Origin of the sequence: Bacillus sp. CCB-MMP212 (genome assembly GCF_022748145.1) — a bacterium.
Classification (GTDB): Bacteria; Bacillota; Bacilli; order Bacillales; family Bacillaceae_G; genus Bacillus_A; species Bacillus_A cereus.
In genome coordinates, this window is record NZ_JALDQE010000001.1 from 139,099 (window position 1) to 159,468 (window position 20,370).

Here is a 20,370-nt window from a genome sequence, read left to right on the forward strand (position 1 = left end):
ACATAGTTGTCTGTCCCTTCTATAAAAATAAAAAAGAACAAGATTTTCTCTTGTTCTTTTTAAGACAACCATTTCGGCGGTACATTCGTATTCCAATAAATATTTCCTAACTCATGATGTCCAGAGTATCCATCATCAAAACGGTGATAATGGAAATTAAAATAATAACCATCTTGCGGCGGATGATCTCTTCTTACATGGAAACGCAATAAATCATTTCCTGATTTCGTATCGTAGACGTGAAAAATCTTTTCATTATTTCCACCAGCTGGTTTTTGAGAAATCGCTAATGATTGTAGTGAATCTTCTGGTACATCACTAGCAAGCTCAGCAATTGCCTCTTCAATTTTCGGTAATATTACATCTTTAAACTCATCTTCAATTACTGGACCAATTTTAGTACCAAACTTTTGCATCGACTGCTTTTCTGCTTCTTGCATTGCATAAGTAATAAAAGTATCGGTGGTTAACCTGTCATTCGTTTCTTCATATGTATAGGACGTGCTCTCCAAACTTTGTTGCCCAGCTGTGCTCGTAGGCTTGTCCGCAGCTTTGGCATTATCAAGTAATATGGAAGGAGGCGTCACTAAACCAAATGTAAATACGGTAATTAATGCGACTAAGGTTTTTCTAAACCAATTTGGCATTTATGTTCCCTCCCCTTTCACTCATTATTTTTTTATATAACGGTGGTTTCTTCTATTATACAAAATGATTGTAATTTTTGCACTTTACAATTTTGTTAACGTTCACATATTTTTCACTTGAATATGAAATTGTAAGGTTTCATACAATAAAAATACAACAATAATAAGGAGGCGATCAGATGACTTTAGATGTCATGTATTCCGCCGCGAGCATACTCGTTTTAGTATATTTTATTTATCAATGTGTTACAGACTAGAAAAAGAGCCGTCAATGGCTCTTTTTTAATGGTAAAAATACAATCCATACAATTAATAAAATAAAAATAATGCCACCAATCACAGCTGGCAATAAATAAAACTGGGCAAGTATAACTATTCCATACAAAAGTATTGCTGGTAGTAGTAAATAACGATTTGCCTTCCATCTTAACAAAAGTAAGTTCCCTTCATCACAATATAAATGAAGAAACATCTTATTCGTAAATTCATTCCAATAATCACGTGCATAGCGAGAAATTGCAACTACAGCAAATACGAGAACAATAGCTGTAATCCACCTTGGAGTCATAATTATACTTGCAGTACTGATACATACAATTTGAATATAAAATATTCGTGCAGTACTTGTACGGAAAAATTCTTTCAAAAAAGATTCGACAATACGAGAATCAGCTTTTTTTCCTAAAAGTCTTTTAGAGCGCGGAAACATCCACGGTTTTTTATTCGAACTACTCGGTTTAGCCGCATGACCACCAACTTGCATAATTCCGCTCGTCCAGCGCATGCTTTCCTCCTTTTCTTTCTCGATTTCTTTAAAAAAGAACTTTTTATAATTCATTTTCTCTTTTACTAATACACTACTTAAGAAAATTACTAAACCGATAAATAGAATTGAATAAAATGGATTTTTATAAATAAAAAATAAACTAATTCCCAAAAAGGACACGCTCATAGAAAATACTACATTTTTTACAATCCATAAAACCCATCGTTTCCCCACATGTACATGAATAAATCTCGTTAACAACGACAACATAAATCGAAATATAGTAAAGAATACCCAAAATAATAGGACTTGTATCTCTGTTACCTCGATACTTTTCATCAACACCGGTAACATAATAACGACCACTATTATATTCGTTATCGCTATTCGAATAAATGTGTACATCATGCCATACTGGACTAATTTTCGCATATGTGTTGCATACGAAATTAAAAATAAACTATCCGCTTGCTCAAAAAATGAACGAACTCCTCTCGGATATGTTACTAGATAAAATGCTAGTAATCCTAATCCGAAATAAATCGTCTCTTCCATTGATAATTCATTTATCCATAGTGACCTATAATAGATTCCCATAAATATAAGTATTGGAATAATAATATATAACGCGACTGTCCAATCTGTTACCGAACGTATAGACTTCCACTTCCGCCGGAGCTCATGGCGTAATCTTTTATAAAATTGTTGTTTAATCATGTTGTTCACGCCTTACAATTATATCAAAGCAGTCTAGTAATGAGCTACCAGGCATTTCCGCTAACATTTGAATAGATTCTAAATGTCCATCTGCGACTAATGTACCTTGTGAAATGAGTAAAAATCTTTCACAAATTTTTTCAGCCGTATCCAATACGTGCGTACAAAGTAAAATTCCTGCCCCACGCTCTTTTTCTTTATATAAATAAGTTAAAAACTCTTTCGTAGCTACTGGATCTAAACCGATAAAGGGTTCATCAATAATATAAAAATCTGGCTCAGTTAAAAACGCCAATATTAGCATCGATTTTTGTTTCATACCTTTTGAAAACTTTGATAAATACTCATGTTTATGCTTATCCATTCGAAAAGTATGTAATAATTGTTCCGCTCTTTCTTCCCAGTTTCCCATTTCACTTCCACGAGCAGCCATTAATAATTCAATATGTTCCCAGAGCGTCAAGTAATCATAGTATGTTGGATGTTCTGGCACATATGCATACGGATTTTTCTTTTCACCGAATGATATTTCACCGTCCATATTTACAAGTAATCCGAGCATCGTTTTTATCGTCGTACTCTTCCCAGCACCATTTGCTCCAATAAGAGCAACTAGTTCACCTTTTTCGATAGAAAAAGCTATATCATGAATTGTTTCTTCGCCTATTTCATATCCAGCTGAGCGGATATTTACTTCTAACATGTATTTCCCCTCTTTCCATTTCCAATACAATCAAGGAAAAGAATAACATATAACTATCTATATATCATTATAAAATATTTATTTTCATAGCAGGAAAAAACATTTTTTAACAGAATATTAAATGTTTGATTACATTTTATTGGAGTGGATAATATGTCTTTTCAAATTCGTGAAGCAACGATAGATGATATAGACGCACTTTGTTCTTTAACGAAAGAATTAAAAGGTTCCTCTATTTCCTATGAAGATATGAACAATCGATTAAAATTCGTACAAATGAGTCCGTTTGATTTTTTATATGTTTACGAAGAAGAAGAAGCTATATTTGGATTACTTGGATTTCGTATACGTGAAAATTTAGAAGATGTAACACGTTATGGAGAGATTTCAATTATTAGCGTCGATTCTAACATACGACGGAAAGGCATTGGACAAGTGTTGATGGATTATGCAGAGCAATTAGCAAAGAAACATAATTGCATTGGCACATGGCTAGTTAGTGGAACAAAAAGAGTAGAAGCTCATCCTTTTTACAAAAAATTAGGGTATGAAGTAAATGGCTACCGATTTGTAAAACATTTTTAAACTACTTATAATTGAAGGGACTATAACTATGAAAAACATTAAAGCAATTTTCATTGATCGTGACGGTACAATTGGTGGTGACACTACAATACATTATCCAGGATCTTTTACATTATTTCCATTCACAAAAACATCCTTGCAAAAACTAAAAGCTAAAAATATTAAAATTTTCTCTTTCACAAATCAACCTGGTATCGCAGATGGAATAGCAACTGTAGCCGATTTTGTACAAGAATTAGAAGGCTTCGGTTTTGATGATATTTATGTATGTCCTCATAAACACGGTGATGGTTGTGAATGCCGTAAACCAAGTACAGGCATGCTGCTTAAAGCAGCAAAAAAACATGGGCTGGATTTAACACAATGTGCTGTAGTTGGTGATCGCTGGACTGATATTGTTGCAGGAGCAAAAGTAAATGCAACAACGATTCTAGTCCGAACAGGCGCTGGGTATGATGCTTTGCATACGTACCGAGACAAATGGGCACATATTGAACCAAACTACATTGCAGATAACTTTGAAGATGCAACAAACTGGGTTTTAAATCAACTATAATACAAATGAAGATTTTGATTCACTCAAAATAATTTAAAACATAGTTAAAATAGCCTTTTTGGAAAATAATTGTCTTCCACAAAACGGATTACCTCAAAAGGTAGCAAGTTCCCTTTTGATACGCAAACATTGCAATTCAAATTATATTTTTTATTACTAACAGCAATTAACATAAAGAAGGAATAGCTTAGTGGCTATCCCTTCTTTATTGACTTCTATTATTTACATTTGTTATCTTTTTTTATTGAGTATTCTCATCGTTTTTATACTCCAAAATATCCCCTGGCTGACACTCCAAAGCTTTACATATCGCTTCCAATGTTGAAAAACGAACCGCTTTTGCTTTCCCATTTTTCAAAATAGAAAGATTCGCCATCGTAATTCCAACCTTCTCCGAAAGCTCCGTTACACTCATTTTTCGTTTTGCTAACATGACGTCAATATTAATAATGATTGTCATATCCGCCACCTCAGACCGTCAAATCATTTTCTGATTTTATGTTAATTGCCTCTTGTAGAAGTCGTTGGAGGATAGCAGCAAAAACAGCGATAACGAGAGAAGCAAAAACGATAATAAGTCCCACTAACCCAATAGGAGGGTCCATTTTTTTCGCTATAAAATGAAAAAGTGGTAAACCTAATACATACAAACCACTGATTGTAACTGCACAGCGCTTTATATTCTTTAACGCCTTTACAGATAATTCCGAGAACGCTGTGTTCTCATCAATGTACTGTAAAAGATTGAAAGCCTGATAAAGAGCAACGTAAAAAGGCACAGCTGCTCCATACATCACAATGAAAACAAGATATTTTATCAGAGTAATATTAGGATACAAATTCGCTGCGAAATTCGCCATTTCCGGCACTAAAAATATGCATAAAGCAAGTACTGCAATTCCAACAAGAAAAATAATTACTTTTAAGAACGTTGTTGAACTTCGTTTAAGATTCATTTACAATACCTCATTTTTTTAATGATAACATAATTTTATCATATTGTTTATCGTTTAACAATAAATAAATATCGTTTTCGATATGTTTAATTTAGGCAAAAATAAAAAAGAATTTCTCATTACAAAGAAATTCTTTTTCTTGAAAATGTCTCTTTCAACTTAATTTTTTAAAACGTTAATTCGTAATGGAAATAACGATTATCTCTCAAATAACCATTTTCAGCATATAATCGTTGTGCTGATAAATTATCAATCTCTGTTTGCAATTTTACACCTTTTGCTCCATTCTCTAATGCGTATCCTTTAGCAGCTTCTAATAATTTTTTACCTGTTCCGGCTCCACGCTTCGCCGCTTGTACAAATAAATCATTTAAAATCCATAATTCTTTCATTGAAATGGAAGAAAATGATGGATATAGTTGTGTGAACCCAATATATTCGCCGTCTTCAACTGCTACGAAAATAACGGACTCTTTTTTCTCAATTCGATTTCGTAAAAATACTTTTGCACCTTCTAAATCAGAATCCTGCCTATAAAACATGCGATAGTTATTAAAAACTGATGCTAGTCCATCTAAATCTGCAATTGTTGCCTCATATATTCTCATTTTACTCCATTCCCCTTCCAATACTGTCTCATTATATCCGTTGCCCATTTAGGCTGGTGTATTTCTTCTTTCGGCATAAACTCTTTCATTATTGGTTTTATATCCAATATAGGAGTACCATTAATAGCATCTAATCCCTCAACAATAATTGATTTACCTTCTCTTTTGATCACCTTTACAATTGTTACACCTATGCGATTCGGGCGATTTTTTCCGCGCTGTGCAAAAATACCTACTTCAGGATAATCTTTATTATTTCTAGGATGTCTAGCAAAATACTGAATTTGCTCGTCAGTTACTTTATGAAAATAAAAAACAACTTCAATATGGGAAAAATCTTCAATCCCTTGTATACTTTCTTCTGCATACATTTCAGTTAAAGTTATACGGGATCTTACTTCTCCCCACTCATCATCTTTTATTTCCTTTCTTTCATTATGTACAAATGCGATTGGTTGAACTGAAAACATACGCATTCCCCCTTAAATGTAACCACTTACATTATAAAATATTTTCTGAATGTTTTCCAGATATATGAATTAAGTTTACATAATATAATTATAATCTATTTATCTAGAGCTACCTTGACTGCTTCAATTGCATGTATATGAGTCGTATCAAATATCGGGACAGATACGTTTTCTTGCTTTATTAATAACCCTATTTCTGTACAACCTAATATGATTCCCTGTGCTCCTTTTTGCACTAACTCTTCGATGACTCTTTTATAATATTCTCTAGATTGAGATACTATTTTTCCTAAACATAATTCTGTATATATTACTTTATTTATTTCTTTTCTATTTTTTTCTGATGGTACTATTACTTTTATATCATGCTCTTCAATACGTGACTTATAGAAATCTTGCTCCATTGTATATTTAGTTCCAAGCAGACCAACCTTTTGAATGTCTTTTCTTTTAATTTCTTTTGCAGTTGCATCGGCAATATGTAAGACTGGAATATCAATTTTCTCCTTTATTTTTCCAACTAACTTATGCATTGTATTTGTACAAATGATTATAAAGTCTGCTCCTCCCTTCTGTAATGAATACGCCGCATTCGCTAAAACTTCACCTGCTCCATTCCAATCTCCTCTAGACTGGAATCTTTCAATCTCTTCAAAGTCCACACTATTAATCAAACATTTTGCTGAATGTAGCCCTCCTAATCTCTCTTTTATTTCTTCATTAATAATTCGATAATATTCAGAAGTTGATTCCCAACTCATACCACCTATAAGACCTATCGTTTTCATACAAACACCTACCTAAACTATTTTTATAAAACTAATAACAATGTTTTATTATGTATATTATACATAATAAAACAAGACTTTAAGTTTGGAATATAAAGTCTTGTTTTAACGGAAAATACGGAAATAATAAAGAATAATTCTACTTTCATTTCCAAGGAAATTTTTATAGAATATTCTGAAATTAATAATCTGATGTTTTTATAAATTCTTTATACTTATAATTAAAACACTCTCGATACAGCTCTTTGATTTCATCATATGATGGAACACGTGGGTTATTAGCTGGGCTACCACTTTCAATTGCATCTGATGCCATTTTAGAAATAGCATTTTCAAATTCAATTTCATCGATTCCGTATTCTTTTAAATTTGGAATACGAAGATCAAAGCAAAGTTTTTTTATTTCACCAAGCGTGTAGTCTGCTACTTCCTCATCAGAATTCGAATACAAATCCTTATTTAAACTACGTCCAATTTTTGCTAACCTTTTCATTGCACTTGTTTTTGTAAACTCTAACACTGTAGGTAATAGTATGGCATTTGATATTCCATGCGGTACATGAAATAATGCTCCCACTGGCCTTGACATTCCATGAACTAATGTAACTGATGCATTAGAAAATGCAATTCCAGCTTGTAAGGAAGCAATCATCATCGCTTCTCTTGCCTCCATATTACGTCCATCTTCATATGCTATACGTAAATGTTTCATAATACTTTCAATAGCTGAAAGAGCTAGTACATCTGTAAGTGGTTGTGAAACTTTAGAAATATACGCTTCAATTGCATGACATAACGCATCTATTCCTGTTGCTGCCGTAATTTGTGGTGGTAATGAACTTGTCAAAACTGGATCTATAATTGCTACTTTCGGTATAAAACTAGGATGCTTCATCATCATTTTTACATCTGTTTTTTTATTCGTAATTACTGCTACGCTTGTAACTTCCGATCCAGTACCAGAAGTTGTTGGAATTGCAATAAGTGGTAGTGGGTTGTTTTCTATTTCAATATCCTTTTGGACATAATCCTCAACTTCTCCACCATTTGTATATAAAACCGCTACTGCTTTCGCAGCATCAATACAACTTCCACCACCAATACCGATAATAAAATCACACTTTTCCTCTTTACAAAGAGATAACGCTTCTAACACGTGTATATTTGTAGGCTCAGCATCTACTTTATTATATGTACTAACAGTAATACTTTTCTTATTTAGTTGTTGTATACACTTTTCAACATATCCTAATTTCTCCATAATTGTATCAGTAACTATAAAAGCTCTTTTCCCTAACTTTTTTGATTGTTCCCCCAGTTTTTCAAGCGAATTCCTTCCATATAATACCGACTTTGGCATACGAAACTCAGAAACTTCTTGCAAGTACTCCACCCCTTCTTATCCTAATTAATATTTTATGATATAAATTATCGATTTGATGAATCTTTACGATTCGAATGTTTAATAGAGTCCTGTTAAAGTATAGAACGCGATAACTAAAAATACAGCAACCGTTTTCAAAATTGTAATAGCAAATATATCTTTATAGGACTGTTTATGTGTTAATCCTGTTACTGTAAGAATAGTAATAATAGCCCCGTTATGCGGTAGTGTATCCATTCCTCCTGATGCCATTGATACGATACGGTGCATAACTTCTAATGGAATATCAAATTGATTGGCCGCTGCAATAAATTTATCTCCCATTGCACTTAATACTATTCCCATACCTCCTGATGCAGAGCCTGTAATTCCAGCTAAAATATTCGTCGTTACTGCACCATTCACTAACGGATTTGTGAAAGTAGCAGAGATACCATCTCTCATAATTGCGAAGCCTGGAAGTGCTGCAATGACACCACCGAATCCAAACTCAGCTCCTGTATTCATCGTTGCAAGTAGTGCTCCACCAATACTTGTATTCAATCCAGCTTGGAAACCTGTTACTACTCGCTTCCAATATAATAATAACGTTGTTAAGATCCCTATAATAAGTGCCAATTCTACAGACCAGATTCCTACTACTGCACTTAATTCTACTTTTCCAAATGCTTTCATACCAATTGCAGAAAAATCAAAACCGCTTGGATACCACTTCGGTATCATAATAGTAAACACTTTATTCATTACACCTACTAAAATAAGTGGTATAAATGCAATAAGTTGTTGTGCTCTTGTGATTTCAATGTTATTAATTAATGGCATATTTTTTTGTTCTAATTGCAAAGATGCTGCCATTTCAGTATTTCCATCATTAAAACCAAAATATCCTTCACCTGCTGCTTTTGCCTTCTTACGTCTACTCTCTAAATATAGTAAACCTAATGTAAGAACAAAAATTGCTCCTACAATCCCAAGTATCGGTGCAGCATAAATATCCGTTTTAAAAAATGTTGTAGGTATTACATTTTGAATTTGTGGTGATCCAGGTAGTGCATCCATTGTAAACGTTACTGCCCCAAGAACAATCGTTCCAGGGATTAAACGTTTTGGAATATTAGCTTGTCGAAACAACTTAGCTGCGAACGGATAAACAGCAAACACTACTACATACACACTAACACCACTATACGTTAAAATAGCCCCCATTAATACAATCGCTAATATAGTACGTTTTTCACCAACTAACTCAATAATCGTTTTTGCGATAGAATCTGCAATTCCTGACATTTCCACTACTTTTCCAAATATTGCTCCTAATAAAAACACAGGAAAATATAACTTTATAAAACCAACCATTTTCTCCATAAAGATATTAGAAAAGAAAGGTAATACATAACTAGGTTCTGTCAAAAATACTGCAAATAATGCAAATATCGGTGCGAATAAAATAACAGAAAAGCCTCTGTATGCTACGAACATAAGTAAACTTAGTGCTAATAATATAATAACTAACTCCAATTTTACCCCTCCATTAAACAGAATATTCTAAAATTTATTGATAAACTTCTACTAATCTTTTAATTCTGACATCCCTCCTCTTATTCATACAATTTTTTCATGCTAAAAATGTCTAATTATAAATATTCGATTACATATGAAAAATCCCTTTAAACAGAAACGAATTCCTCATCATACGTTATAAAGGGATTGCTAGCATCTATATTTACTAATTTATTAAACTTTTTTCTACACAAAAATGATACAGTTCTTCAACATCTTTCACTATGTAAGTCGCACTAACTTCAGTCAGTTCTTTCTCACAGCCATAGCCATATAAAACACCAATTGAAGCAATTCCATTCTGATTCGCACCTATTATATCGTGCTTTCTATCACCGATCATTATCATTTCTTCTTTATTTAGTTCTTCATTTGTTTGTAAAATATGAGCAATTATTTCATCTTTTTTTATTCTTGTACCATCTAAATTACTTCCAATGATATCTTCGAAATAATTCGTCAATTGAAAATGCTCTATAACTTGTTTCGCAAATACAGTGGGCTTTGAAGTTGCTACAAATATGCGATTCCCTGAACTTTTTAATTGTTGCAAGAGCTTCAGAATCCCCTCGTATACATTATTTTCAAACAATCCACGCTGCTTTAAATACTCACGGAAGTAAAAAACTGCACGTTCAACCTCTCCTTCACTCATATTATATCTCTCTACGAATGATTGCTGAATAGGAGGACCTATAAATGAATCTAACTCACTTATATGTACTTCTTCAATTCCTACTTTTTTTAACGCATACAAAACTGAATTTACAATCCCTTCTTTCGGATCCGTTAAAGTTCCATCTAAATCAAATAGAAATGTTTTATACATGTTTCATTCCTCCACTTAATTTGCTGTATAAATAACTGCTAACATCTCTTCCACTTCTCCCTATTATACTATCATTATCTATTTTTTCGAAAAATCAATTTCCATATGTCACATACTTTCAGTTACAAAATACGATAGATATGATAAAGTAAAAAAGTTACAATTATTTTAATAGAAACTGGTGAAACAAATGTCAATTACGTTAATTTTTATAATGGCTTTCACAATTGTAATCCACGCAGTTGAAACAAGCTCTTATAGTATTCGATTAGCCGGGGTTCGTTTAAAGAAGATTGCTGTCGCATTATCCGTCGTAGGAATCGTATTACTCATTTCAAGAACGTCAAACTTACTACAAGCCTTTTTACTTGGCGGGATTGTGGACGAAGCAAAACTAGATCCTTCTATTGATTTAGAGCATATTATACGTCTTGTACTATTATCTGCTTCTATCGGTACATTGCTTGCGATTATACTGTATCCAACTTTGACAAAACTATTTGGATATGTCATTCAAAACTTTGAAACAGACGGTTCTTTCATTCGAATGATGAAAACGAATAACATTCAAAAATTAAAGTACACAAAAAAATATGTCCGCTTTCCAAAGTTAGAAATGATTCATAAACTGCGTATCGGCGGTATTCCAAAGCGTATAATGCTTATTAACATGTTCGCTACTGCAATTTATACAGCGGGAGTTCTTTCCGCACTATATGCTTCTTTTTTAATTCCAGCTTTCGCAACAAAAGCCACTACAGCTTCTGGTCTTATTAATGGTTTTGCTACTATTTTATTAACAGTGCTACTAGATCCACGTATTGCTCTTTTAACAGAGCGAGCTCTTCAATCAGAAGAAGGTGCTGAAGCAATGAGTAAAATGTATGCTTGGCTAATGATTTCTAGACTTTTTGGTACATTACTAGCTCAACTGTTATTCATACCAGGTGCTTACTGGATTACATGGATTATAAAGCTTATGAATTAAATTTACTCTCTAAAAAAAAGCAGGTGAGATAACAAATGACTATACAAACAGAACAAGATATCATTCGCTTAATAGAAAACGACGAATGGATGATGAATGTATTACAAATGGCAAAATCACTAGAGTTACCTGATTGGTGGGTTTGTGCCGGCTTTGTTCGTTCTAAAATTTGGGATACTTTACATGACTATGAAGCTAAAACGGCTATGCCTGATGTTGATGTAATTTATTATGATAGTCTACATCAAGATGAGATATACGAACAATCATTAGAAACGAAATTAATGAATATGGATGCTACTATCCCTTGGTCTGTAAAAAATCAAGCTCGTATGCATGTAGTGAATAATATGCCACCATATTCTTCTTCTGTTGATGCTATTTCTAAATTTCCTGAAACAGCAACAGCTTTAGGAGTTACACTTGATGAACTAAACAACGTCATATTAACAGCCCCATGTGGTATTGAAGATGTCCTTTCCTTACAAGTGAGACCAACAGCTCATTTTCTTGAATCGAAAGAACGATTACATATGTACAAAAACAGAGTTATAAAAAAGAATTGGCAAAGTAAGTGGCCTAACATCACAATCACATATCCAGAAATATAGAAAGGGTGCCCCTCATTTATAGAAGCACCCTTTTCTTCATTTCAAAAAATATATGACTGTTTCTGCAAACCTATCTGCTTCCTCATAATGAGGTGAATGACCGCTCTCTTCAAATACGATATACTTGCCGTTTCGGGCATCTTTATTAAATGTTTTAATTTGTTCTTCACACGTTACTACATCATGTTTTCCTACAATTAATAACATTGGATTCTGTACTTCTTTTATTTTATATAATAATGATTTATGACATGCACCCTCTAATTTTAATCTATCAAAATGAATTTGAGAGCGATTTGAAAATACTTCCCACTCTTCATCGCTATATAAACTATAGTCTGTTTCATCTTCCTTAAAATTGTAAATCTCCATTCTTTTTTCTTCTAATTCAGCGCTTAATCTTATATAAGCTTCTAACAACTCTTCTGAACTAGCATTGCTAGATGAATAAGCAAAGCACTCTTTTGCTACTTCTTCTTTTCCATGCTTTTTTAATAAATGCCCTGTCTTTTGCAACAAAGCTCTACTTGTTAATGCAAAGTCGAAAGTTGGTCCTTCAAATATTATTTTCTCTATTGAACTTGGATATGCCGAAGCATATAACAACGCTACATATCCACCGAAAGAATGTCCAATTACAGACCATTTCTCAATTTGTAATACTTTTCTTAGTTCCTCAGCGTCTTCAACTAAATCAATTAGTCCAAAAGGTTCTTCTTCTGAAATTACTTCTGAACGACAAACACCTCTTTGATCTATCATAATTACATATAGAGAATCTTTTAAACGTTCCGCTTGATGAAATGAAAAATCCGAGCAACTCTCTCCTGGACCACCATGCAAGTATAAGACTGGCTTATTTTTAGGATTTCCATGCGTTTCAACGTATAGCTTTTTCCCTCTAATATTCATGTATTTCCCTGCTTCTATCAAATTTGCCTTTATGATCATCACCCTCTCTTTTTACTGAATATTATAACATTTAATGTTAAATAATCCCTATTACATTTAAGAAGACGATAATTATTGCAAGTGGTGCTACAAATCGAAGTAAAAATGCCCAACAAGTAAATACTTTCTTTCCATAATTTCCACCTACAAAAAACTCTGCTTCTAGTACCTTCTTCTCCATTTTGAATGAAACGAAAATACTAATAAATAGTGCACCAAGCGGCATTAATATATTACTAGATAAAAAGTCTACTGCATCAAAAATATTCTTTCCAAAAATCGTAATATCACTCCATACTCCAAATGATAACGCAGATGGTATACCTACTAAGAAAATACAGAAACCGATAATCCATGATAATTTCGTTCTTCTTTCTTGTTCACCATTTGCTAATGCTGAAACAACAGTCTCTAGTAGAGAAAATGCCGATGTTAATGTCGCAAATGTAAATAGTGCAAGAAATACTGTTAAGAAAAATCCACCGAATGGAATTTGACTAAATACTGATGGTAATACGATAAATAGTAATCCAGGTCCTTCTGTTGGCTCCATTCCTAATGAAAATACAGCCGGAAAAATAGCAAGACCCGCAAATAAAGAAACAAATAAATTCAATCCAACAATTGTTATTGCTGATTTTGGTAAACTTTCTTTTTTATTTAAATAGGAACTATACGTGACCATAATCGAAATCCCGATACTAATCGCAAAGAATGATTGCCCCATTGCGAACAAAATACTTTCCGAAGTAATCTTTGAGAAATCTGGTTGTAAGAAAAACTTCACACCTTTCATTGCATCATCAAGTGTTAACGAACGAATAATAAGAGCGACAAATAAAACGAACAATGCTGGCAACATATATTTACTTGCTTTTTCAATTCCATTTTGTACACCTTTTGATACAACCCATATCGTAATGAACATAAAAGCGAAATGTCCTATAATCGCCCAAGTGGGATTTCCAATTGTTTCAGTAAATAATGCTCCGTAATTTTGTCCCGGAGTAATAAGTTGTCCCGTTACTCCTCTGAATAAATAAATTAACACCCATCCACCTACAACGCTATAAAACGAAAGTAGTATAAAACATGTTCCAACGCCAAGTCGTCCAATCCAGTGCCATCCTGTATTTGGCGCGATACTTTTAAATGCTCCAACCGCTTGTTTCTGTGTACTGCGACCAATCATAAATTCAGCTATAAGTAGCGGTAGTCCAATTAAAACAGTAAATAATATAAAGATTAAAAAGAACGCTCCTCCCCCACTCTTCCCAGCGATATAAGGAAACTTCCATATCGCACCAAGTCCAATTGCTGATCCGGCTGCTGCCATTATAAAACCTAATTTCGAAGTCCATTGCTCCGTCTGTTTCATCTCATTTTCCTCCTAATTAAATCTTTTTATATAAATAAATAAATTTTATAGACCTATCCAAACAAACCCTCCATTTCTTCTTCCATATAATAAAAAATGGCCTAGCATCTCTATATAAAGAGACGCTAAGCCATTTACTTAACGCGGTACCACCCTTATTGATTCCATTATGAATCCACCTTAGTAGTAATCGTTTGATTACAAACCTAATATCGAAGGTTAACCGTTAAGATTTACTAAGAATGTGATTCTGTTCCACCTTACTGCTCCTAGGCGAGTTCAGGATGTCATTTGACTATGTCGCACCAACCCATAGCTCTCTGTACAAATATACGACCTTACTACTCCTATTCAACACATTTTAATATTTAGAATATATTTTCTTTTGAAATTAACATGAATTATATCGGTTATATTTGTAACTGTCAAGGGATATATTATTTTTTTGTCAAAAAAGATTTCTCAAGACGTTAATATTGGTCTAATAGCTCTAACATGCCATTCACCAAAAAGTCATTTGGATCATGTGTAAATACTATAGATTGTTCAATCGCCTTCACATCTACTTCATATTTCTTTAGTTCTCGTTGTATTAATACTTTCGCCATATCGGACAATAGCGCTTGTAGTCCATCACGTACTTGTCCTTCCGTTAAAACGTACTTTACGATGACTTCAAAAAATAATACACCCCTTTAGTTTTCCCTCTACTATCGTCGTACACTGTACATAGCCATTACAATCTATAAAACAACAATAAAAATTTAACACTTAATGCACTAATAAAATTATAATGCTCTTTTAAATTACTACGCTAAAACGCAAAAAAGCACTTGTTGCCTTTAATTAACAATCAAGTGCTTTAAGTTCATATGTTTTTAAGTAGCGTAAATTTGTAAGTTTTGTAGCACAAGTATGACACCTTTTACATATCGCGACAAGTGTTACGTTAAAATTTACGAGTTTGTACGAGTTCGTTAGTTTAATGTACATTCCATGTGTTTATATTCATCGCCATGTAAAATGTCATCTCGCCTAAGCTCGTACTTCGTTTTCTATTCTATCATTGCACACAGTACTCCATGACGGTACAACCATCATGAAGTGCGTACTTCAAAATGACCTTTTCTTTTTTGTACACTTCAACTATCCCTTAATTCTATCAGCCTATATATTCCGAATGAATAAAAAAACAATTTTATTGTCTCTATAAAAATAAACTTCGAAGTTTAAAGTACAACGTCCTGATAACCTACCTCAGTTACTTCACCTTTCACAAAACAAAGGCCTAATCCATTTTCCATATCCCATGTACAGTCAAACGTAAGTCCGATATCAAGAAAGTCGATAAGGTCATTATCTGGAACAAAAATTCCAACTAAGGTTATTTTTTCAAGAATTTGAGTAGCTGTTTCTATTAAAGGATAATTTTCGTTAAATTCAACATCGTAACCAAGTTCATATCTTTTTTGTTTATAATAATCTAATATAGGCTCCAAAATACTTTGTTGTAATTGTTGCCATCTTTCTATTAAAAAATTATATGCCATATATTGTTCTTCCTCAAACTGACCATCATCTTCTCCCCTGACTATTAATGCCACCTTAACTTCGTTCCCAAAAAACTCAATGTTTTTATATCCAATCCAATCATAATTATTAAACTCAAGTTCGCCAAAAACTGCATCATTTATTTTCATTATATATCTCTCCTTTATTGTTTACTAGCAAATCCATCTGGCATAAACGCTCCTGCATTGATTTCACCTACTCCACCAAGATGTCCAAATTTACTGTTTATCTCTGTCGGTACAAGTTGCACTGTCTTTACATCATTCAATTCATGCCAAGTTAACTTGTGTGCACGTCGATATTTCTCTATTTGCTTCCATGTAATTTCACCAGATTCCATCCCAAACTTACGTGCTAATTCAGGAGAATTATTCAATTGCTCAGCCAATTTTTCATCTGCTTGAGTGAAATTAAGACGTCTTGCTGCGGATCCATTTCCACCAGTGCCGCCTACCATATGATTGATTTCTACCTGTGCTTTTGATACTGGTGAAAAATCAGGAACTCCATTTTTATATTGAATACCCTTTATACCAGCCTCATCTAATATGCTTTTCAATTTAGGGTCTGGTGGCGGCTTAAGCGTACTTAAAGATTCTCCCCTAATTCCTTCAAATTCAATCTTTGGATTAATCTGTGCAGGTGTTTGATTAATCCTTGATTCATACGAACTAGCAAAATCAGTTTGTCTAAAAGCAGGTGGAACTTCAACCTCTCTATTACCCGTACCCTTAACACCCTTCTCTCCAACACTTTTCATATACTGATAAGCATCTTTCAAAGAATGCTGTCCCATCTCTCGGACCATTCCTACTCCAGGCATTACGTAGGCTTTTCCCAAACCTGGGATCCATTTGTATTCCAGTAATGTTTTTACTGCGTGCTGGATTTTTTCATTCCCCTGCAAGAAGGTTGTTTTTACGGTTGTGGTACCTTTGTTCCATAGGTTTCCGATTTTGTTTGCAAGTCCTTTTGCTGTGGAGGCTACAAAGTTTACGCCTTCTTTTACTTTGTGGCTGGCTGTTTTTATACCATCAACAGCTACTTTTCCAGCTTTTCCAGCCACCATTGATATTCCTTCGCCTAGCCCTTTTCCTGCTTTTACAATTGTCTTTCCGAAGCTAGAAGCGACATACTTTATTCCTTTTCCAGCAAGGCTCGCAACTTTCCCGACGGGAATAAAGTTTAAAAGGGTCCACCCTGCGGCGATGAGTCTTTCTTTTGTTGATAATTCTTCGCCTGTGATAGGGTCTTTACCAGTAACCGCTCGAATTGCATCATTAATTCCGATGAATTCAGCTGCTCCTTCTAATCTATTTTCTTATACTATTTGCTGAAACAACATATGTACTTATTATTTATTATACTATCCTCTCTTCTATCTTAAAATGCAAAAAGCACTTGTTGCCTCTCATAGACAATCAAGTGCTTTAAGTTCATATGTTTTTAAGTAGCATGAATTCGTAAGTTTTGCAGTAAAAAATGTGATACTTTTTGTATGTCATAAAAACTACTACTTTAAAACTTACGAATTTATACGAGTTCATTAGTTTCATATACAATCCATGTGTTTATATTCATCGCCTAGTAAAATGTCATCTCACCTAAGCTCGTACTTCGTTTTATATTCTCTCATTGCACACAGTACTCCATAATGGTACAACCATCATGAAGTACGTACTTTCTAACAGCCTATTCTTTTTCTTTTCACTGCAAATATACTTTCTCTTTATTCACTTATATATACTTATACATGTCTATTTTCAACAGCATAATTTTATTATTTTGTTCAATATATAGAATCCCATCAAGTTATAGTATATATTTATCATATCCTATTATACGTTCTATTATTGTTTACTATACACACTAATTAACTCACTCTTAAAATCATCATACATTAAAAATGCTTCTTTTAATATATCTTCTAATTCTTCATAGCTTCGATAAACTGGCTTTTTAATCCTTTCTCTTGGGTTAATTAATAACCTTGAGTAAACGCTCCAAGGACTTCCCAGTCTCACCTCATCATTATGATATACCACCCAAATAAACTCTGTCATTCCATATTCTAAAATTATATTAAACCATATCATATAATTTGGAGAATTATCTATAACCCCTACTTTAAAAAACTTCTCCTTCTTATCAAAAGTTGAAACATATCCTAATCTTTTAAATATTTCATTTACTTTTTCTATATCATAATCCTCTAATCTATCATTTAAATCATTAGGATTACCTCTAAAGTTTTCAGACAATTTTTTATACCTATCTACAAATCTAATTTTTTCCAATACCACTTTGATTTCAGGCTTCATCTCAAAACTCATTCTCTATTCCCCCATAAACCTTAATTCTATTCTATATTCTTTTGCTATTTCTTTGTACTTTTCAATATCAGTAATATTTTTATTTGTAGCTGGAATTTCTAATATTTGTTTTCCTTCCAATGGCTTACCATCTAACTCAGGATAAGCATTTGAACGTATTTTTGTACCTGCAGAATATTTCTTATTCATTTCTTTTAAATATTCTCTATAAGTTTTTTCATCAATCATATCTAAATCTGTTGCTTTCCTTGAGATTATTTCTTTAGCAAAAGGATCATATGAATCTAATCTTTTTCCATTTTCCAAGTGTATTTCATGATAATCATAAATATCCCTGTTTCTTACAGTCTTATTAAACTTATTTCCCCTTGCCATAGGAGAATCATTTAACCAATAATCTCTTGCTTCTTTCCATTCTATCCTATCCCTCGTAGTTTTACCTTCTTTTGCTTTACGTGCAAGATATTTTCCATAATCAGATTCTAAATTTGAATCTATAAATCTCCCATTAGAAGCTAGAAGATTTTTACTCGTACCCTTAACACCCTTCTCTCCTACACTTTTCATATACTGATAAGCATCTTTCAGAGAATGCTGTCCCATCTCTCGGACCATTCCTACTCCAGGCATTACGTAGGCTTTTCCCAAACCTGGGATCCATTTGTATTCCAGTAATGTTTTTACTGCGTGCTGGATTTTTTCATTCCCCTGCAAGAAGGTTGTTTTTACGGTTGTGGTACCTTTGTTCCATAGGTTTCCGATTTTGTTTGCAAGTCCTTTTGCTGTGGAGGCTACAAAGTTTACGCCTTCTTTTACTTTGTGGCTGGCTGTTTTTATACCATCAACAGCTGCTTTTCCAGCTTTTCCAGCCACCATTGATATTCCTTCGCCTAGCCCTTTTCCTGCTTTTACAATTGTCTTTCCGAAGCTAGAAGCGACATACTTTATTCCTTTTCCAGCAAGACTTGCCACTTTTCCAACAGGAACAAAGTTTAGGAGCGTCCATCCTGCGGCGATGAGTCTTTCTTTTGATGATAATTCTTTTCCTGTAATAGGGTCTTTACCGGTAACTGCACGAATTGCATCATTTACTCCAATGAATTCAGCTGCTCCTTCTACGCCCTTTTCCCACCATGATTTTTCATGTTTCTTTTCTGTTTTATGGGTTTCTTTCAATTTTTCATTTTGTTTCTTTTGATATTCTTCATCTGCTTGACGAAACTTTTGAGCGATACGCCGTAATTCTTTTTCTGTAACTTGTAAGTTACGTATGTAAGATTCCATGAGTCTCATTGATCTCATATATTCCCCATAAAAATGCTGACTCGTTGCTCCTTGCCATTGCATTTGAATACTAAACATAGATTGATTGAGATTTTGTTGTATGGTCTGGCTGTGTGTTTGCATCTCTGATATGTTTTTGGCAATTTGTTCGAGTTGTTCAGGTTTGACTTTAATCTCCAAACCTTCTCCCACCTTCCTCTATTTTATACCAAAAAGAAATAGAACTGCATCATTTTTTACTTATTCTCTTTAGAGAAAACATCAAAAATACTGTTATCACAAATCGCTTCAATTTCTTCCTTTACAAATAATTTTTGAAATTTTGTTCCTGGGTTCAATATGACATTTGCCTCTAAATCTATTGTTTTTAATAATTCAACTGCATTCATAGAGACATACGGACATTCTTCTGGAATAACCATTTCTAGATGCTTTAAATCCGAATACAGTGGTAACATTAATCCTTCTTCCATTTCAAAATAATGAATTTGTAATTGTGTATTATTAGTAGAAATCAAATTTCCTTCTTCATCTACACTTGTATCCCCTTCGACAGAAGCAACAACGAATAAATTTGATTTCTGTAATATTTCATAAAAATATCCTCTTTTTTCTTCATTTTGCAACGCTTCCACTAATGCCTCATCTAATGGACTAATTTCTAGTAAACTCATTAACTTTCAC

21 protein-coding genes, 2 pseudogenes and 1 other annotated feature are annotated in these 20,370 nt (G+C 33.4%); of the genes and pseudogenes, 4 read left to right on the forward strand and 19 right to left on the reverse strand.

Annotation, left to right across the window (positions count from 1 at the left end):
* Window positions 1–59: 59 nt before the first annotated feature.
* From MRP26_RS00680 to MRP26_RS00690, 3 genes are all read right to left on the reverse strand, one after another.
* Window positions 60–647: a YpjP family protein gene (locus MRP26_RS00680; RefSeq protein ID WP_001134421.1), complete on the reverse strand. Its 588-nt coding sequence runs from the start codon at window positions 645–647 to the stop codon at window positions 60–62.
* 268 nt (window positions 648–915) lie between these two features.
* On the reverse strand, window positions 916–2,130 hold the full coding sequence (locus MRP26_RS00685) for an ABC transporter permease (RefSeq protein ID WP_242805835.1): 1,215 nt from the start codon (window positions 2,128–2,130) through the stop codon (window positions 916–918).
* Window positions 2,123–2,833, reverse strand: a complete 711-nt coding sequence (locus MRP26_RS00690) for an ABC transporter ATP-binding protein (RefSeq protein WP_000895232.1) — start codon at window positions 2,831–2,833, stop codon at window positions 2,123–2,125. Before MRP26_RS00690 ends, MRP26_RS00685 begins: the two co-directional genes overlap by 8 nt.
* A gap of 153 nt (window positions 2,834–2,986) precedes the next feature.
* Between MRP26_RS00690 and MRP26_RS00695 the strand changes: the two genes are divergently transcribed.
* Window positions 2,987–3,418 (forward strand): GNAT family N-acetyltransferase, encoded by a 432-nt coding sequence (locus MRP26_RS00695; RefSeq protein ID WP_197241468.1) that lies wholly within the window; start codon window positions 2,987–2,989, stop codon window positions 3,416–3,418.
* Between the two features lie 28 nt (window positions 3,419–3,446).
* Entirely contained in the window at window positions 3,447–3,974 is a 528-nt protein-coding gene (locus MRP26_RS00700) for an HAD-IIIA family hydrolase (protein WP_197241467.1), read from the forward strand.
* A 241-nt stretch (window positions 3,975–4,215) separates the two neighbouring features.
* On the opposite strand, the gene MRP26_RS00705 is transcribed toward MRP26_RS00700, so the two are convergent.
* The 8 genes from MRP26_RS00705 to MRP26_RS00740 all read right to left on the reverse strand — a co-directional run bounded on the left by MRP26_RS00705 (window position 4,216) and on the right by MRP26_RS00740 (window position 10,569).
* Window positions 4,216–4,434 (reverse strand): helix-turn-helix domain-containing protein, encoded by a 219-nt coding sequence (locus MRP26_RS00705; protein WP_000152534.1) that lies wholly within the window; start codon window positions 4,432–4,434, stop codon window positions 4,216–4,218.
* A gap of 10 nt (window positions 4,435–4,444) precedes the next feature.
* Window positions 4,445–4,930, reverse strand: coding sequence for a DUF2975 domain-containing protein (locus tag MRP26_RS00710; RefSeq protein WP_001050152.1), 486 nt, complete (start codon window positions 4,928–4,930; stop codon window positions 4,445–4,447).
* 167 nt (window positions 4,931–5,097) lie between these two features.
* Window positions 5,098–5,538 carry a GNAT family N-acetyltransferase gene (locus MRP26_RS00715; protein ID WP_071730091.1) on the reverse strand — a complete coding sequence of 147 codons (441 nt, stop codon included), beginning with the start codon at window positions 5,536–5,538 and terminating at the stop codon, window positions 5,098–5,100.
* Window positions 5,535–6,008 carry an SAM-dependent methyltransferase gene (locus MRP26_RS00720; protein ID WP_000493252.1) on the reverse strand — a complete coding sequence of 158 codons (474 nt, stop codon included), beginning with the start codon at window positions 6,006–6,008 and terminating at the stop codon, window positions 5,535–5,537. The genes MRP26_RS00715 and MRP26_RS00720 overlap by 4 nt, the downstream gene beginning before the upstream one ends.
* A 95-nt stretch (window positions 6,009–6,103) precedes the next feature.
* Window positions 6,104–6,796, reverse strand: coding sequence for an aspartate/glutamate racemase family protein (locus MRP26_RS00725; RefSeq protein WP_197241466.1), 693 nt, complete (start codon window positions 6,794–6,796; stop codon window positions 6,104–6,106).
* 181 nt (window positions 6,797–6,977) lie between these two features.
* Window positions 6,978–8,180, reverse strand: coding sequence for an iron-containing alcohol dehydrogenase (locus tag MRP26_RS00730; protein ID WP_197241464.1), 1,203 nt, complete (start codon window positions 8,178–8,180; stop codon window positions 6,978–6,980).
* A 78-nt stretch (window positions 8,181–8,258) separates the two neighbouring features.
* Window positions 8,259–9,698, reverse strand: coding sequence for a GntP family permease (locus MRP26_RS00735; RefSeq protein WP_000424326.1), 1,440 nt, complete (start codon window positions 9,696–9,698; stop codon window positions 8,259–8,261).
* Between the two features lie 208 nt (window positions 9,699–9,906).
* On the reverse strand, window positions 9,907–10,569 hold the full coding sequence (locus tag MRP26_RS00740; RefSeq protein WP_053564617.1) for an HAD family hydrolase: 663 nt from the start codon (window positions 10,567–10,569) through the stop codon (window positions 9,907–9,909).
* A 190-nt stretch (window positions 10,570–10,759) separates the two neighbouring features.
* Here MRP26_RS00740 and MRP26_RS00745 point away from each other — a divergent pair, with 190 nt between their 5' ends.
* Both MRP26_RS00745 and MRP26_RS00750 read left to right on the forward strand, forming a co-directional pair.
* Window positions 10,760–11,557, forward strand: coding sequence for a lipid II flippase Amj family protein (locus MRP26_RS00745; protein ID WP_197241463.1), 798 nt, complete (start codon window positions 10,760–10,762; stop codon window positions 11,555–11,557).
* Window positions 11,558–11,592: 35 nt separating this feature from the next.
* Entirely contained in the window at window positions 11,593–12,168 is a 576-nt protein-coding gene (locus MRP26_RS00750; protein ID WP_069355515.1) for a nucleotidyltransferase family protein, read from the forward strand.
* Between the two features lie 36 nt (window positions 12,169–12,204).
* Here MRP26_RS00750 and MRP26_RS00755 read toward each other — a convergent pair whose 3' ends face one another.
* From MRP26_RS00755 to MRP26_RS00790, 8 genes and pseudogenes are all read right to left on the reverse strand, one after another.
* Window positions 12,205–13,119 (reverse strand): alpha/beta fold hydrolase, encoded by a 915-nt coding sequence (locus tag MRP26_RS00755; protein WP_197241461.1) that lies wholly within the window; start codon window positions 13,117–13,119, stop codon window positions 12,205–12,207.
* A gap of 37 nt (window positions 13,120–13,156) precedes the next feature.
* Window positions 13,157–14,497 carry a sodium-dependent transporter gene (locus MRP26_RS00760; RefSeq protein WP_000814553.1) on the reverse strand — a complete coding sequence of 447 codons (1,341 nt, stop codon included), beginning with the start codon at window positions 14,495–14,497 and terminating at the stop codon, window positions 13,157–13,159.
* A 115-nt stretch (window positions 14,498–14,612) separates the two neighbouring features.
* Window positions 14,613–14,861 (reverse strand) — a binding site (T-box leader).
* Between the two features lie 109 nt (window positions 14,862–14,970).
* Window positions 14,971–15,135 (reverse strand): annotated as a pseudogene (locus MRP26_RS00765) (recombinase family protein); the annotation flags it as partial.
* Window positions 15,136–15,726: 591 nt separating this feature from the next.
* Entirely contained in the window at window positions 15,727–16,197 is a 471-nt protein-coding gene (locus tag MRP26_RS00770; protein WP_071759431.1) for a DUF6985 domain-containing protein, read from the reverse strand.
* Between the two features lie 14 nt (window positions 16,198–16,211).
* A pseudogene (locus tag MRP26_RS00775) lies at window positions 16,212–17,390 on the reverse strand (HNH endonuclease); the annotation flags it as partial.
* A 529-nt stretch (window positions 17,391–17,919) separates the two neighbouring features.
* Window positions 17,920–18,402: a hypothetical protein gene (locus tag MRP26_RS00780; protein ID WP_053564627.1), complete on the reverse strand. Its 483-nt coding sequence runs from the start codon at window positions 18,400–18,402 to the stop codon at window positions 17,920–17,922.
* Between the two features lie 3 nt (window positions 18,403–18,405).
* Window positions 18,406–19,866 carry a WXG100 family type VII secretion target gene (locus MRP26_RS00785; protein ID WP_240992978.1) on the reverse strand — a complete coding sequence of 487 codons (1,461 nt, stop codon included), beginning with the start codon at window positions 19,864–19,866 and terminating at the stop codon, window positions 18,406–18,408.
* Window positions 19,867–19,922: 56 nt separating this feature from the next.
* Window positions 19,923–20,360 (reverse strand): SseB family protein, encoded by a 438-nt coding sequence (locus MRP26_RS00790; RefSeq protein WP_053564628.1) that lies wholly within the window; start codon window positions 20,358–20,360, stop codon window positions 19,923–19,925.
* Window positions 20,361–20,370 lie beyond the last annotated feature (10 nt).